Raw genomic sequence first — 15,952 nt, forward strand, 5'->3', positions numbered from 1 at the left:
GGCGTCGTCGGCGCGGTCTACTTCCTCTTCTTCTGCTTCGACTCGCGAATGGCGGTGCGAAGGCCGCGACGCTTTCCGGTGGCCGGATCTACAGTCAGCAGCCCACCTGTTGCGCCGGTGAACTTGCGCTCCGACGCCGTTTCGGGCGCATCGTCCGCAGTTGCCTTGAGGTACTTGTTGGGCAACGACAGCTTCGCGATCGTCCGCCACGACAACAGGTACTGCTTGCCGATCGACCCGGTGGTGTACGGCAAGTCGTACTTCTCCGCGAGCTCGAGAACGCGGAACTTGATCTCCCGCAACCGATTACTCGGCAGGTCCGGGAACAGATGATGCTCGATCTGGTAGCAAAGGTTGCCGCTCATGAATTCCATGACCGGTCCGGCCTCGAAGTTGGCGCTACCGAGCATCTGCCGCAGGTACCACTCCCCCTGCGTCTCGCCTTCCATGTCGGACTTCGTGAACTTCTCGGCGCCGTCCGGGAAGTGACCGCAGAAGATCACGGTGTTGGTCCAGACGTTCCTGATCATGTTGGCCGCGATGTTCGCCGTCAGCGTGCTCTTCCATGCGGGACCGGTGATCAGCGGATGAAGGACATAGTCCTTGGCGATCTGCTTGCCGACCTTCTCGAGGACCTCGCGCCGCTTCTGCTCGAACTCGTCGCGCGGCACTCGGCCCTTGGCCACCTTGCCCAGCTCGAGGTGCTGCAGCGCCACGCCGTATTCGAAGAACAGCTGAAGCAGCAGGTTGTACACCGGGTTGCCGAGGTTGAACGGCTTCCAACGCTGGTCACGTGTGACGCGAAGCAGCCCGTAGCCGACATCGTCGTCCATGCCGAGCACGTTCGTGTACTTGTGGTGAATGTAGTTGTGCGTCTGTTTCCAGTGCGCCGACGGACCGGTGTTGTCCCACTCCCACGACGTGGAGTGAATCTCCGGATCGTTCATCCAGTCCCACTGCCCGTGCATCACATTGTGCCCGAGCTCCATGTTCTCGATGATCTTCGCAACACCGAGCATGCCGGTACCGAGCAGCCACGCTGGACGCTTGCGGCTCGCGAACAGTACTGCGCGCCCGCCGATTTCGAGTGATCGCTGCAACCTGATCGTGTTGCGGACGTAGCGAGCGTCACGCTCGCCACGCGAAGCTTCGATGTCACGGCGAATGGCGTCCAGCTCTACGCCGAGCGCCTCGACGTCTGCGTCGGTCAGATGTGCGTATTCCTTGATGTCCGATATCGCCACGGGTTACGGCCCTCCTGGCAGTCGACGGTGATGCACGTCGTGCACGTTCCATCCCTACTGTACCGTAACCTACGGTCGCGTAGGTTACGACTTCTAGGCTGTGAGCGACTTCACTCTGTCCCTCTGCGCCCTCGCCTGGCGCTTGGCTTCCTTCTTCGCGTTACGCAGCGACACCCGCGCCTCCGCGATTGCCGAACGAAGCCCGCGCCGCTTGCCCGTCAACGGATCGATACGGAGAGCATGAACGACCGGCGCGTCCCCTGTACGGAACTTTCGCTCCGAGCTCGTCTCGGGCGCATCGTCACTCGTCGCCCGCAGCCAACTGTCCGGAAGCGACAGCTTGTGGATAGTCCGCAACGCAAGCAGATACTGCTTCCCGAGCGAACCGGTCGTGTACGGAAGGTCGTACTTCTCGCACAGAGCGTGAACCTTCTCGGAGATCTCCTGATAGCGGTTGCTGGGGAGATCCGGGAACATGTGATGCTCGATCTGGTAGCACAAGTTGCCACTCATGAACGCCATGACTTTGCCGGCCTCGAAATTGGCACTGCCCAGCATCTGCCGCAGGTACCACTCGGCGCGGGTCTCGGTTTCGAACTGGCCCATCGTGAACTTCTCGGCGCCGTCCGGGAAGTGTCCGCAGAAGATGACGGCGTACGCCCACAGGTTGCGAACCAGATTGGCGGTCGCATTCGCGGTCAGCGTGCTCTTCCAAGCCGGGCCGGTGAGCGCCGGAAACAGAACGAAGTCCTTGCCGACCTGACGGCCGATCTTGCGCACGAAAGCCCGGTTGGACGGCGAATCCCAAAAACGCTTCTGCTGTTCCCCGTCCAACTCTTTCTGGGAATCGAGGTCGTGGAGTGCGATGCCCCACTCGAACGTGGCGGCCAGCAACACATTGGCGAGCGGCTGAATGAGATTGATCGGCTTCCATGGCTCGTCGCGCGTCATTCGCAGGATGCCGAAACCGATGTCGTCGTCCATGCCGACGATGTTTGTGTAGGTGTGATGCGAATAGTTGTGGGCGCGCTTCCACTGTTCGGACGGCCCGGTCTGATCCCACTCCCAGGACACCGAGTGGATTTCCGGGTCGTTCATCCAGTCCCACTGCCCGTGCATCACATTGTGCCCGAGCTCCATGTTCTCGATGATCTTCGCAACACTCAACAGAGCCGTACCTGCGAGCCACGCCGGCCGGTACTTGCTGCCCAGCAACACGATTCGCCCACCGAGCTCGAGACACCTTTGCAGCCTGATGGTCCGCCTGATGTACGCGGCATCCTTCTCGCCGCGCGAGTCCTCGATGTCGCGGCGGACCGCATCTAGTTCACGACCGAAGGCTTCCATGTCCTCTTCGGTCAAGTGAGCGAATTCCTTGATGTCCGTGATGGCCATCGTGGTCCTCCGAAAGTCATGGGCGCCAGCCCGACGTACTTATTCGCGACAATCCGCCATTGCCAAGGGTAACCGAACTTTCATAGAAGTTCGTGTGTGTCCACTCCGTGCGCGAACCGCGGTTCGATCCGCTCCAGTCCGAGCAGTTATACCCGCCCCGGGCCGCTACAACTCCAGAGTGCAATCGCCGGCCGCGGCCGATATGCACGTCTGAATACGATCGCCTTCGCCGTGTTCCTTGCCGGATCGTAGATCGATAACATGCCCCGCAGTCAGCGGTACTACACATGTCTGGCAAATTCCCATTCGACATCCGAAGGGCATCTGGACGCCGAGGTTTTCACCCGCTTCCAGCAGGCTGGTGGCGCCGTCCACGTCCACCGACCGATCCGATTTCGAGAACGTCACCTTTCCGCCCTTACCGGACGTATCCGCGCGAGCGATCTCGAATCGTTCGAGGTGCAATTTGTCGTCGATGCCCTCGTGCTTCCATACCCGTTCGATCTCCTCGAGCAGTGCAGACGGGCCGCAGGCCCACGTCTCTCGCTCTCGCCAATCGGGATAGAACTTGTCGAGTGACGCCAAGGCGAACTTGCCGTCCGATCGAGTCAACTGAACATGGGACGTGAACTGTGGATGCCCTTCGGCGATGGCGGTCAGTTCGTCGCCGAACATGAGTTCGTCCTCGGTCGGAGCCGAGTGGATGTGCACCGTATCGGGCATGTCGCCGTGCCGATCCAGCGTGCGCAACATCGAGATGATGGGAGTGATTCCGCTGCCCGCGGTGATGAAGAGAATTTTCTCCGGCGGCGGCGTGGGAAGCGCGAAGTTACCCTTCGGCGCAGCAAGCCGGACGATAGTGCCCTGGGGAACTCCGCCGACCAGGTGGCTGGACAGGAAACCCTCCGGCATCGCCTTGACGGTGATGGAGATCAGCTTCTCGTCCCAGTTCGGTGCCGACGTCAGGGAGTAGGAACGCCAGTGCCAGCGGCCACCGAGATGCAGACCGATTCCGATGTACTGACCCGGCTGGTAGTCGAAGTTGAAACCCCACCCCGGCTGTATCACCAGGGTCACCGCGGTCGCGGTCTCCTTCTTCACGTCGACAACGCGGCCTCGCAACTCGCGCGCTGACCACAGAGGATTGGCTAGATGCAGATAGTCGTCGGGAAGTAGCGGCGTGGTGATTCTGGTGATCGCACCACGCAACATGTTCAGCCTGGGACGCTTGGGCGCGGATACGTTCGCGGCCGGGGCCTCCAACCACCTCTTGAGATCCATCGGAAAGTTCATACCCCTCGCTCGAGACACACCGACATTCGACTCGTCGGACCTCCTGCAATCAGGCCCGAACTCAAGGTTACGCTACCGTAGGTTACCGGGTGGTTCGACGGACTACAAGAACTCGAGCAGGAACGGTAGTTCCTGCGTGGCGTACCACGCAAGACTGTGATCCTCCGCGTCCCCCAGCACGAACTCTGCGTCGGGATCGCCCATATCCGCCGCGTCGACCACCGCGACGGCCTTCTCGACCGCCGATTCCGCACCCTCGAGATCGACGTGCACGGACGCGACCTCGCTCATGAGCAACGGATTTTTCAGCCGCACCACGGCATCGTCGAGATCGGGCCGCAGTGTCGGATCCTCGACGTCGGCCGCGATCACCGCACGGCGGAACACGACAGCTCCGTCGACGACCCCGTCCTGCTCGTCCTCCAGCCCCGCGGCCACCAGCCGCAGCGAGGCTCTGGACGCCTCGTTCATCGCGACCTCTGCGAGTTCCTCGTCGTCTCCCGACGAGTAGGACTCGCGCAGAGTGGGCGTGACGGCGAAAGCTGTTCGGCTGACCGGGTGAAATTCACCATCGGCAACCAACGTCCGCAACATGGCGACCGTCGCCGGAACATACACCCTCACTGGTACCTCATACTCTCGAATCATTGCTGGCGTCGACGAGCTCCTCGAGTGCCTCGAACAACAAGGCAGTGATGACGTCGACATCAGGCATCGCACCGCGATCGGCGTTGAGACCGAAGCACACGAAACCGTCGTAGGACGTCAGACCGATGCTGAGAGCCTGATTCTCGAAGAGCGGCGACACGGGAAACATCTCCAACATACGTGCGCCGCCGACATACAGCGGAAACTGCGGGCCGGGCGCGTTGGTGATTATCAGGTTGAACAATCGTTGCGAGAGCCTGCTCCCGGCCCGCGCACCCATCGCATGCAGGCTCGCAGGCGCGAAACCCGAAATCCGCATCAGAGTGTGTGCGGTGACACCCGGAGACTGTTTCGCGTGCGCCTCGGTTGCATGGGCGATGTGCGACAACCGCACCACCGCATTGAGCTCCCCGACGGGCAAGTCGATGAGGAACGACGAGACTTCGCTTGCCTGCGAACCATCCGTGTCCTGTTCCGCGCCGGTCTCGTGGTCTCCCGTGATCCTGTCGGTGTACTCGTCGTACCCGGCCCGCTGGTCGGACACGTACACCGACATGGGCACCATCGCGCGAACCGTCGACGACGCGGTCACCGGCTCGCCTCGCGACAACAACCAGTTCCTGAGGGCACCGGTCACCACGGCGAGAACCACGTCGTTGATCGAGCACTCGAATCGGGTGTGGATCTTGCGGTAGTCGGCCAGTTCGGTCTTGGCTACGGCGAAGCGTCGATTTCTCGAAATCGGCGCGTTCAATGGGCTCGCCGGTGCCACCTGCGCGGCTGTGCGCACCGCGGAGAGCACCTTGCCCGCCGCGCCGAGTGCGCCCCCGGCTATGCCCGCAGCGCCCTTCGCGGCCCCGCGCAGAACCTCGAGCCCCTCGCTCGGAGACGCGATCAATTCCGTGATCGCGTCGAACACGAGAGCCGATTCCTTCGGCTCGCGCGCGGGCATCCAGAGTTCCTCGGCCATCGCCGGCGGGCTCTTGCTTGCGTCGAGGATCACCTGACCGATCTCCAACGACTTCTCGCCGTCGACGAGTGCAGAATGCGATTTGGTGAAGATCGCGAATCGATTCTTGCTCAGGCCCTCGACGAGATACATCTCCCACAGCGGACGGGTTCGATCCAACGGCCTCGACGTGAGGCGAGCGACGAGGTCGTGGAGTTGCTCGTCCGAGCCTGGCTTCGGGAGGGCAGATCTCCTGATGTGGTACGTGATGTCGAAGTCCGAGTCGTCGACCCACACTGGACGCGCGAGCCCGAACGCCAGTTCGCGAACCTTCTGGCGGTATCGCGGAACCAGTACGAGTCGTTGCTCGACGAGCGACAGCAGACTTTCGTAGCTGAAGCCATTGCGGGGAGTACGGAAGACCGCCAAGGATCCGAGATGCATCGGCGTACTGCTGGCCTCGAGAAAGTAGAACGACGCATCCTGCGTTGTCAGCCTGTTCGCCATCGCGTGTACCGGTTCCCCGCTCTTCCTAGCCACACCTGTTCGAAGTGCCTCGGCCCGAGACCACCCGTCGTCCCTTCGAACCTAGACGAACCGAAACGCTACAGCCATTCGAGGTGGATCCGATGGAACCGCGCGACGCTCGGCACCGTCTTATTTCCAAAGAGGCTCGGTCTGCGCGCCGAGACCCAAGCACGAGATCGAGGAGGAACGGGTGGATACGGGCAACGAACCGGTTCGACACGCCTTCCTCGCACGCGCGCCGTCCTTCGAACCGCCGATCGACAGCGACTGTGCCCACCGAGCACGTGCGTGCGGACCGGCGAATCGGTCCACACCGCCCGGAGGACTCGACCGTCGCAGTAGACCCTTTCCGCGAAGCGTCGGACTTCATCCCGGCTCTGACACCCACACGCTCGACTCCCACACGCCCCACAACCACCCGGACACGAGCCGGCACCGACCGACGGGAGGCAACGGCGACTCGTCGGAGCAGTTCCCCTTGGCCGACGCTCGACGAGGCGCGGAACAGGCCTTCCGACTTCTACTGGAAGTGCTCGACCGTCGTCGACCGGCCGAGCACATGGACAAGCTGTTCACCCCCGGCGTCGTCGAGTCGGTCAAGACCATCGTCCGCACGCGGCCGCCGGGGCTACGACTCGGCACAGCGTCGCTTCGGCAAGTGCATGTGAGCAGAGCAGCACCCAACGCGGCCGAGGTGTTCGCCACCTACAACCGTGGCCAACGGGTGTTCGCCGTGGCCGCCCGTCTCGAACTACGAACGGCCGCTCGACAAACGGCCGCCAGACGAACGACCTGGACGGTCACGTCCCTGCGGGTGGTGTGAGTAGCGCTAGCGCCTTTTCTTCGACCGTGACGACTTGGGGGTCTTGGTCTGGGCGCGAGCAGCTTCACGGCGTTCCCTGCGTGTCCCTTGCTGGCCCGCGTCGTTCCCGGTCGATGGACGACCACCGCTGCGCCGTACCGCGGTGCCGCCGTCCTCGTCCGGCCCCGAGAACGTCAGACGCTCCTCGGTCCGCTCGTCCAACCCCTTGGCTCGGAGTGCACTCGGCACAGGGGCCGGTGCCTCCTGCTTCGGCACAGGCTTCTGTACCGGCTGAGGTGCGGAAGGCTGGGTTGCTGCAGGCTGGGCTGCGGCAGGCTGGGCTGACCGTGTCCCCACGGGGGAAGCGAGCCCGGGTGCAACTGCGAGACCCGCTCCCGCTGCTGGCCCGGTAGGAGCGGGGGTTGCCTCTACCTGCAGGTTGAAGAGGAATCCGACGGACTCTTCTTTCAGTCCCTCCAACATGCCCTGGAACATGTCGTACCCTTCACGCTGGTACTCCACCAGAGGGTCGCGCTGCGCCATCGCGCGCAAGCCGATTCCCTCCTTCAGGTAGTCCATCTCGTACAGGTGCTCGCGCCACTTGCGATCGAGGACCGAGAGCAACACACGGCGTTCGAGCTCGCGCATGCCGTTGTCACCCGCTACTTCCTCGATGTCCTTCTCGCGCTTGGCATATGCGGCGCGAGCATCGGACAGCAGTGCTTCGAGGAGTTCCTCACGACTGAGATCACTCTTCTCGCCGAACTCGTTCTCGTGCGAGAGTTCCTTGTGGTCGAGACCTACCGGGTAGAGCGTCTTCAGCGCGGTCCACAACTGCTCGAGATCCCAATCCTCGACGTAGCCCTCAGCGGTGGCGCCGTTGACATAGGCGGTGATCACATCGGTGATCATGCCCTCGACCTGGCCCTCCATATCGGCCCCTTCGAGGATGCGACGACGCTCCTCGTAGATGACCGTGCGCTGCTGATTCATCACCTCGTCGTACTTGAGGACGTTCTTACGAATCTCGAAGTTCTGCTGCTCGACCTGCGTCTGCGCGCTCTTGATCGCCTTGGACACCATCTTGGCTTCGATGGGCACGTCGTCGGGCAGATTGAGCCGCGTCATGATCGACTCCAGCGCGCCACCGTTGAATCGACGCATCAGCTCGTCGCCCAGCGACAGGTAGAAACGAGACTCGCCCGGATCACCCTGACGACCGGAACGACCTCGGAGCTGGTTGTCGATACGCCGTGAGTCGTGTCGCTCCGTGCCGAGCACGTACAACCCGCCCGCGTCTCGCACCGTCTCGGCATCGGCCTTGACTTGCGACTTCACTGTCTCGAGTGTCGACTCCCAGGCGGCCTGATATTCCTCGGGAGCCTCGACCGGGTCGAGGCCCTTCTTCCGAAGCTGGAGGTCGGTGAGGATATCGGGATTACCACCGAGCACGACGTCGGTACCGCGGCCGGCCATGTTGGTCGCGACCGTCACGGCACCGAGACGACCCGCCTCGGCGACGATCGTCGCCTCCTGCTCGTGGAACTTCGCATTCAGCACGCTGTGCACGACACCGCGCTTGGTGAACTGCTTGGACAGGTACTCCGAACGCTCGACGCTGGTGGTACCGATCAGGACCGGCTGGCCCTTGCCGTGCCGCTCCACGACGTCGTCGACGACGGCATCGAACTTGGCTTCCTCGGTCTTGTAGATGAGGTCACCGTTGTCGACCCGCACCATCGGCCGATTGGTCGGGATCGGGATGACACCCAATCCGTAGATCTGGTGAAGTTCGGCAGCCTCGGTCTGAGCCGTACCGGTCATCCCGGACAGCTTGTCGTAGAGCCGGAAGTAGTTCTGCAGCGTGATCGTCGCCAGCGTCTGGTTCTCGGCTTTGATCTCGACCTTTTCCTTGGCCTCGATCGCCTGATGCATGCCCTCGTTGTAGCGACGACCGACGAGGATGCGTCCGGTGAACTCATCGACGATGATGACCTCACCGTCGCGAACGATGTAGTCCTTGTCCTTCGTGTACAGCTCTTTCGCCTTGATGGCGTTGTTGAGGTAATTGACCAACGGTGAATTCGCGGCCTCGTACAGGTTGTCGATGCCCAGTTGGTCCTCGACGAACTCGACGCCGGCTTCGTGGACGCCGACGGTTCGCTTCCGGATGTCCACCTCGTAGTGAACGTCGTTCTTCAGCATCGGCACGATGCGGGCGAACTCTCCGTACCACTTGGACGACGCGTCGGCCGGCCCGGAAATGATGAGTGGAGTACGGGCTTCGTCGATGAGGATCGAGTCGACCTCGTCGACGACAGCGAAATTGTGGCCACGCTGAACGAGATCGTCCAGCGAGTGCGTCATGTTGTCACGGAGGTAGTCGAAACCGAACTCGTTGTTGGTTCCGTATGTGATGTCGGCCGAGTACGCGGTGCGTCGCTCGGCGGGCGTCAATCCGGCGAGGATCACATCGACCTCGAGCCCGAGGAACCGGTGCACGCGTCCCATCCACTCGGAGTCGCGCTTGGCCAGATAGTCGTTGACCGTGACCACGTGCACACCGCCGCCGGACAGGGCGTTGAGGTAGGCGGGCAACACACAGGTGAGAGTCTTGCCCTCACCTGTCTTCATCTCGGCGATATTGCCGAAGTGCAGTGCTGCTCCACCCATGACCTGCACGTCGAAGTGCCGCTGCGAAAGAACCCGCCACGACGCCTCTCGCGCAACCGCGAAGGCCTCTGGCAGGAGATCGTCGAGCGACTCGCCTTTCGAGAAGCGCTCTTTGAACTCTGTGGTCTTGGCTCGGAGCGCGTCGTCGGACAAGCCCTCGACGTCCGGAGACAGGGTGGACACATGGTCAGCGATGTTCTTGAGTCGCTTGACCATGCGACCTTCACCAACACGGAGCAGCTTGGAAAACGACAGCGAAGGCACGGGCTTTTTCGTCCTCGATCCTCGGTTTACGGAAAACAGGTCACAGTTGACTTTCACAGCAGGTCGCCGGGCAACGCCTGACGCCGATGGCGCCAGGAGCCGACCCGACGCGTCCATGGTAGGCGTTGCTGCCCGACGCGTAGTAAGCCCACCACGTCACTGGCGGGTTGCATCGCAGGCTCCACTGCCACGAAGGCGGGCCCGACCTGGTGTTTTCCAAGTCGGGCCCGCTTCGATGTGGGGTGCCGGTCTGTGGCCGACGGAACGTTCGACGACTGTCAGGTCAGTCTGATCAGTCCGTAGTCGAACGCGTGCCGCCGGTACACGACCGACGGTCGGTCACTGGCAGCGTCGTGGAAGAGGAAGAAATCGTGGCCGACGAGCTCCATCTCGTACAAGGCATCGTCGACGCTCATCGGCGCTCCGGAGTGGACCTTGGTACGGACGATCTGGCCGGGGCCCTTCGGTTCGTCTTCGAACGCGTCGAGCTTCGTGTCGGGATCGAGCGCAAGACTGTCGTCCTCGGCAAGTTCTGCGGTTGCCTCAGCGACGGACACCGGCGTCTTTTCGCCGTAGTGGACTTTGCGCCTGTCTTTGGTTCGCCGCAGCCTGCTCTCCAACTTGGAGGTCACGGACTCGAGCGCCGCGTAGAAGCTGTCGGCAGTGGCCTCGGCGCGAACCACCGGGCCTTTGCCTTTGGCCGTGATCTCGACGCGCTGACATGCCTTGGCTTGTCGGCGATTTCGTTCATGCTGGAGTTCGACGTCGAACAGGTAGATGGAAGGGTCGAATCGTTCGAGCCTGGCGAGTTTCTCGGATACGTATACCCGGAAATGGTCTGGGATCTCGACATTGCGGCCTTTGACCACTACGTCGGCGTGGGTCTCGCTGGACTCGTCCGAGGGTTTGTCGTCGAAGAAAACCGAAGCTTGTGAAGGGGTCGTCACGCGTACCTCCCGAGATATCGGCCACGCCGCCGGTGCGACGTGGCAAGTGCTCATGCCAGGTGGGGAACCAACCGGCATCACGTTCAGCCGCATCACCTCCACGTACGAGAAGTCGCACCGCGGCAGTCACATCCTTACTGCACCGGTCGTATTCGCGACGTTAGTCTGTCATCCGCTCGTCTGCCACTGTTCACACCGAATTGGCAGCATTGCGCGTCGCGGATCCCTCGGTCACACCGCGGCGATCACCACGACACCGTCCACTCGAATCCCGAATTCGGCGAGCACACAGACAGATTCGCTTGCAGTAGCGCCAGTGGTCAACACGTCGTCCACAAGCAGAACCGTGGGATCCGACACGGCCGACACCGCGCCGACATTCTCGCGGGGCGGCCACCGGCGACGGGAAGGGCCCCGGAACTCGATGTGCCCGGCGACGTTTTCTGCGCGCGCCGCCGCCCCGAGCCCGACGGAATCACGCACTCCCCTACCCATCCGCAGCACCGACGGTACCGACACGGTTTCCGGCCACAGCGACTCGGCGGCGGCCGACGCGAATCGTCGAACCGGATCGCCCCCGCGGCTTCGAGCCGCACGGTCTCGGGTGGGCGCAGGCACCAGCACGAGCCGCCCGAGTTCCGGTGGATCGATGTGCCCGAGAACGCGCAAAGTGCGGATCGCGCCGGCAAGTGCGACACCGAGCGGGCGCGCCAGGTCATGGCGATTGCGCTCCTTGAGCGCGAGGACCGCACCTCGACGCGGCCCCGAGTACGGCCCGAGGGCCCAGCAGGGGACCCCTGGATCCACCCGCGGACGCAGCGACGTCGGGTCACGGCCGAGTTCGTCGTCGCAGCGGGCACACCACGACGTGCCCGGAACGTCGCAGCCGCCGCACTCCCGCGGCAACGCGAGGTCCAATATCCCCGCCAGCAGACCAGCCATGGTCAGGAAGTATCGATCACAGGTCCGACACGAACACCAGGGACGTCTCAGCCCGGCAGCACCGGCGTCGCTTTCACCCCGGCCAGCCCCGATACCTCGCGCCAGTAGCGATCGCCGGCGGGATCGTTGTTGTTCAGTTGGAATACCGCGCGCGAGTCGGCGACGAACTCCGTGGTGGTAGACGCATCGACCGACAGCACTGGCGCCGTCAGGTTGCGACTGGGCAGTGCGTCGAGACGAGAACCGTCGGTGGTGACCTGAACGACCGGAACGTCCGTGGCGATGCGAACCACGACGACCGCGTCTCCTGTGCTCCAGTCGAGCGCCAGGGCGTCGCTACCCAATCCGTTCGCGACGGCTTTCGGGGCGACCAGCGAGTACGTACCGTTGGATTGGCGTACCACTGTGGCGACATACACAAGCCCGTCGACGATCATCGCTGCTCGGACCCCGTCGCGAGATAGCCGAAGATCGGTGATGCGGGAACCGAGAGCAGTGACGGCGCCTGCATCCACGGGCAGCACCGAGACCTGACCGTTGGCAGGATCACGGGACGCGCGAATTACGTTGGTACCGTCGATGACTGCCCACGCCGCATTGTCGTCGACACCCCACGTGGGTCTCGTGATGGACTGACCCTCCGCGACCGGGAATGCCCCGCTGTCGTATCCGCCGATCATCAGCGTCGACGACGGTTCCGGCGCGGGTCGGCCGGTGTCCGCTACGCCCGCGACGAGCGTTCCGTCGGTGGACAACGCCGCGCTTCGAAGATTCCGAACGGTCCCGAAGTAGCCCGGCACCGGTGTCGTGCCGCTCTCCTCCACGGACACAAGTCGACCGTCGACCAAGGCGTGCAGGCCGACGTCTGTTTCCGGCGACGCCAGCGGATCGAGCGCCCCGACATCCGCCGTAGTCCACCCATCCGGTTTGTCGGTATCGATCGGTTGCCCATCCGCAAGCAGCACGTAAGGCCCGGAAATGTCCGCCGAGGCGAGCGTCCACACGACCTGCGCAGCAAGAAGTTCGCGATTCTTGGCGTCGACCGCCTGCAGACCGCCGAAATCGATCTTCACGCCACCGGCTCCGATTCCGACCTGAGTGGTTCGCCCGTCGGCCTTGGTGATCGGCCCTCTGATACCGACATCCCTCGACAGTTCGTTCGACACCGCAGGTGCGAGCGTCGGCTTGGGGCCGTCGATCAGCAGCTGCACGAGCTGATTGGCCATCTGGTCGGCGCCGCCGCTCACCCACCGAACATCGGGAACCAGCGCAGCACCGAGCGGATCGACGAAGAACAGCGACTTGCGTTGGTAGGCGCTGAAGAACTGAGATCGATCGACCACCACGCCAGGCGGCAATTCGTCGATCCTCCACTCCCCGTCGACCTGGACCATTCGAATGTTGGAGTCGACCGTGCCGGCACCCGCCTGGTAGTCGCCACCGGGGGCCAGCAGACCGACGGTGTTCGAGCGCAGCGTGAACTGCGCCTCGGTGTCGGTTCGCGGACCGGTCAGCAAATCGATCTTGTCGGCAATGACAGTCTTCGCTCCGTCATCCCATGAACCCGACGCGGCACTGGTCAGAAACTGACGGGCAGCTTGATGACGATTGGCCGAACTCGCACTGGCCGTGACGAAGTCACGGAGAAGCAGGTCCGGCTCGCGTCCGGCCGCAGGAGGAGGTGGAGTCGTCGATGCCGCCCCTGCAGTGAGCGAACCGATCGCCTGCGGACTGGACGACTCAGGAAGGCTGGCACACCCGGTCACCAGCGCAATGACGAGTAGAACACCGATCGAGAAGACACGGCGCCGAGTCATCACTGGTCACCCCCGTCGGGCACGTGAACCTTGGCGGAATCGATCGCCTCGGCAGTAGACGACTCGGAGTGAGGCGAGGCACTCGGAGACACGACCGCTGCCGAGCCGTCGCTCCGCTCCGACGAGGCTGGCAGCGGCTGACCCTGCGTATACCGTCTAGTGCTCGGTTTCAGCGGCAACGGGCTGCCGATCACCTTGTGGCCGCGCACCAGAGGCAACGTCAGACGGAAGCATGCGCCTTCCCCTACCGCACCCCACGCCTCCAATTTACCGTCGTGCAGACGCGCATCTTCGACGCTGATGGCAAGACCGAGGCCGGTACCGCCCGATCTGCGCACCCTCGACGGGTCCGAACGCCAGAAACGATTGAACACAAGCTTCTCTTCACCTGGCCGAAGGCCGATGCCCTGGTCGCGGACGACGAATGCGGCCGCATCCGCGTTGGCACGAAGCCTGAGTAGCACGGGTCGTCCTTCGCCGTGATCGAGGGCATTCGCCAGAAGATTCCGGAGAATCCGCTCGACCCGTCGCGGGTCGACCTCGGCGACGACCGCGTGATCCGGCATGTCGACGATCACTTCCGTCGCACTCTCCCGCGCAAGATGTCGAACCGTCGACACTGCGGCCCGCGCGCACATTCTCAGGTCGAGCTGTTCCGCGGCCAGCTCAGCGACGCCGGCATCGTGCCGACTGATCTCCAGGAGATCGCCCAGAAGCGTCTCGAACCTGTCGAGCTCGTTGACCAACAGCTCGGAGGACCGTTTCAGCGCCGGGTCGAGATCAGCACTGCCGTCGTGAATGAGGTCCGCAGCCATCCGCACCGTCGTCAACGGTGTTCGAAGCTCGTGGCTGACGTCAGAGGTGAACCTGCGCTGCAGACTGCCGAATTCCTCCAGTTGCGTGATCTGTTTCGACAGACTCTCGGCCATCTCGTTGAACGACATGGCCAACCTCGCCATGTCGTCCTCGCCTCGGACGGGCATCCGTTCTTTCAGCCGCCCGTCCGCGAACCGCACCGCGATGCGCGATGCCGAACGGATCGGCAGAACGACCTGGCGTGCCACGAGCATCGAGATGGCGGCCAACAGGACCAGCAACACCGCGGCGCCGATCAACAGGGTTCCGCGCACCAGCGACAACGTTCGTTCCTCGCTGCCGAGTGGAAACACGAGGTACAACTCCAGATCGGCGACATCCGAGGCCGTCGGAGTTCCGAAAATGATCGCAGGGCCGGTGTAGTCACCCTGCTCAGCATCGGTCACCGTGGCGTATTGCCAGCTGATCAAGCCTTCTTGCACGAAATTTCGAAGACTGTCGGGGATCTGACCCGCCGGGCCGATCGACGAGTCGGCCCGAACGTTGTCTCCCTTCACGATCAGCACCGGGTCGAACGTACCTGCCGAACCAGAAGTCTGACCGGCGTCGACATCGCGGCTGGTCAGCTGCGCGCGCGCACGTTCGAGCCTCGCGTTGAGGCCGGTCGTCTCCTCGGCCCCTGCCAGCGCGCCTTCGACGGTGGTCCGCGAGCGTTCGAGCTCTTCCGTGGCCGCGGTGATCTTGGCCTCGAGCAACCGGTCGGTGATCTGACCGGTCAGCACGGCTCCGAGAATTATGATGACGACCAGCGAAAGCGTCAGTGTCGACACGACGACTCTGAGCTGTAGAGATCTACGCCAGGCGTGGCCTACGGAAGTACCGAGGGCCCTGAACCAGCGCAGGAGCGGCGTGAACGTTCCATTGATTCGACGCCGCGATCGGTTGAACCAGATCACGGTGGTCCGGCCTTGTAGCCGACCCCCCTCACGGTCAACACCACCTCGGGATTCTCCGGGTCTTTCTCCACCTTCGCGCGAAGCCTCTGTACGTGAACGTTCACCAGTCGCGTGTCGGCGGCATGGCGGTAGCCCCACACCTGCTCGAGCAACACCTCGCGGGTGAACACCTGACGAGGCTTGCGCGCAAGTGCGACAAGGAGATCGAATTCCAAGGGCGTCAAGGACACCAACTCGTCGCCGCGACTGACCTTGTGAGCCGGCACATCGATGATGATATCGGCTATCGACAGCAGTTCGGCAGGCTCGTCCTCGGTACGACGCAGACGGGCGCGCACGCGGGCGACGAGTTCCTTCGGCTTGAACGGTTTCATGATGTAGTCGTCGGCACCGGACTCGAGACCGAGGACCACGTCGACGGTGTCGGTCTTCGCCGTCAACATGACGATCGGTACGCCGGAATCCGCGCGTAGTACGCGACACACATCGATACCGTTCATACCGGGGAGCATGAGGTCGAGCAGAACGAGATCGGGTCGGTTCTCGCGGACTGCGGCCAGAGCCTGCGTACCGTCTCCGACCACGAACGGTTCGAAACCCTCGCCGCGAAGGACGATGGTCAACATTTCGGCTAGAGCCGAATCGTCGTCGACTACAAGAATCCGAGGCTTCATGGTT

At 63.1% G+C, this 15,952-nt stretch carries 12 protein-coding genes; 1 reads left to right on the forward strand and 11 read right to left on the reverse strand.

The window, feature by feature from the left end; translation table 11 throughout:
* Window positions 1-17: 17 nt before the first annotated feature.
* From WDS16_RS12790 to WDS16_RS12810, 5 genes are all read right to left on the reverse strand, one after another.
* Window positions 18-1,244, reverse strand: a complete 1,227-nt coding sequence (locus tag WDS16_RS12790; RefSeq protein ID WP_338893000.1) for a fatty acid desaturase — start codon at window positions 1,242-1,244, stop codon at window positions 18-20.
* A gap of 93 nt (window positions 1,245-1,337) precedes the next feature.
* Complete coding sequence (locus tag WDS16_RS12795) at window positions 1,338-2,639, reverse strand: acyl-CoA desaturase (protein ID WP_338893001.1); 1,302 nt, start codon at window positions 2,637-2,639, stop codon at window positions 1,338-1,340.
* Between the two features lie 165 nt (window positions 2,640-2,804).
* Window positions 2,805-3,920 (reverse strand): ferredoxin reductase, encoded by a 1,116-nt coding sequence (locus WDS16_RS12800; RefSeq protein WP_338893002.1) that lies wholly within the window; start codon window positions 3,918-3,920, stop codon window positions 2,805-2,807.
* A gap of 114 nt (window positions 3,921-4,034) precedes the next feature.
* Window positions 4,035-4,556, reverse strand: a complete 522-nt coding sequence (locus WDS16_RS12805) for a DUF6912 family protein (RefSeq protein ID WP_422395791.1) — start codon at window positions 4,554-4,556, stop codon at window positions 4,035-4,037.
* A gap of 7 nt (window positions 4,557-4,563) precedes the next feature.
* Window positions 4,564-6,036, reverse strand: coding sequence for a wax ester/triacylglycerol synthase family O-acyltransferase (locus WDS16_RS12810; RefSeq protein ID WP_338893004.1), 1,473 nt, complete (start codon window positions 6,034-6,036; stop codon window positions 4,564-4,566).
* A 211-nt stretch (window positions 6,037-6,247) separates the two neighbouring features.
* Here WDS16_RS12810 and WDS16_RS12815 point away from each other — a divergent pair, with 211 nt between their 5' ends.
* A complete protein-coding gene (locus WDS16_RS12815) occupies window positions 6,248-6,880 on the forward strand; it encodes an Rv3235 family protein (RefSeq protein ID WP_338893005.1) in 633 nt (210 codons plus the stop codon).
* Window positions 6,881-6,886: 6 nt separating this feature from the next.
* Here WDS16_RS12815 and secA read toward each other — a convergent pair whose 3' ends face one another.
* The 6 genes from secA to mtrA all read right to left on the reverse strand — a co-directional run bounded on the left by secA (window position 6,887) and on the right by mtrA (window position 15,948).
* Complete coding sequence (gene secA, locus WDS16_RS12820) at window positions 6,887-9,796, reverse strand: preprotein translocase subunit SecA (protein ID WP_338893007.1); 2,910 nt, start codon at window positions 9,794-9,796, stop codon at window positions 6,887-6,889.
* Window positions 9,797-10,074: 278 nt separating this feature from the next.
* On the reverse strand, window positions 10,075-10,743 hold the full coding sequence (gene hpf / locus WDS16_RS12825; protein WP_338893009.1) for a ribosome hibernation-promoting factor, HPF/YfiA family: 669 nt from the start codon (window positions 10,741-10,743) through the stop codon (window positions 10,075-10,077).
* A gap of 231 nt (window positions 10,744-10,974) precedes the next feature.
* On the reverse strand, window positions 10,975-11,685 hold the full coding sequence (locus tag WDS16_RS12830) for a ComF family protein (RefSeq protein WP_338893010.1): 711 nt from the start codon (window positions 11,683-11,685) through the stop codon (window positions 10,975-10,977).
* Between the two features lie 47 nt (window positions 11,686-11,732).
* Complete coding sequence (gene lpqB, locus WDS16_RS12835) at window positions 11,733-13,502, reverse strand: MtrAB system accessory lipoprotein LpqB (RefSeq protein WP_338893011.1); 1,770 nt, start codon at window positions 13,500-13,502, stop codon at window positions 11,733-11,735.
* Entirely contained in the window at window positions 13,502-15,274 is a 1,773-nt protein-coding gene (mtrB, locus tag WDS16_RS12840; protein WP_338893013.1) for an MtrAB system histidine kinase MtrB, read from the reverse strand. The genes lpqB and mtrB overlap by 1 nt, the downstream gene beginning before the upstream one ends.
* Window positions 15,271-15,948: an MtrAB system response regulator MtrA gene (mtrA, locus tag WDS16_RS12845; protein ID WP_068369022.1), complete on the reverse strand. Its 678-nt coding sequence runs from the start codon at window positions 15,946-15,948 to the stop codon at window positions 15,271-15,273. Before mtrA ends, mtrB begins: the two co-directional genes overlap by 4 nt.
* Window positions 15,949-15,952 lie beyond the last annotated feature (4 nt).

It is taken from the genome of Rhodococcus sovatensis, assembly GCF_037327425.1.
GTDB lineage: Bacteria > Actinomycetota > Actinomycetes > Mycobacteriales > Mycobacteriaceae > Rhodococcoides > Rhodococcoides sovatense.

Bases quoted from the DNA above. Each gene is read 5' to 3' on its own strand.
- WDS16_RS12800 (WP_338893002.1), bottom strand. From the start codon at position 3,920: ATGGATCTCAAGAGGTGGTTGGAGGCCCCGGCCGCGAACGTATCCGCG.
- WDS16_RS12810 (WP_338893004.1), bottom strand. From the start codon at position 6,036: ATGGCGAACAGGCTGACAACGCAGGATGCGTCGTTCTACTTTCTCGAG.
- lpqB (WP_338893011.1), bottom strand. From the start codon at position 13,502: ATGACTCGGCGCCGTGTCTTCTCGATCGGTGTTCTACTCGTCATTGCG.
- mtrA (WP_068369022.1), bottom strand. From the start codon at position 15,948: ATGAAGCCTCGGATTCTTGTAGTCGACGACGATTCGGCTCTAGCCGAA.
- WDS16_RS12795 (WP_338893001.1), bottom strand. From the start codon at position 2,639: ATGGCCATCACGGACATCAAGGAATTCGCTCACTTGACCGAAGAGGAC.
- WDS16_RS12830 (WP_338893010.1), bottom strand. From the start codon at position 11,685: ATGGCTGGTCTGCTGGCGGGGATATTGGACCTCGCGTTGCCGCGGGAG.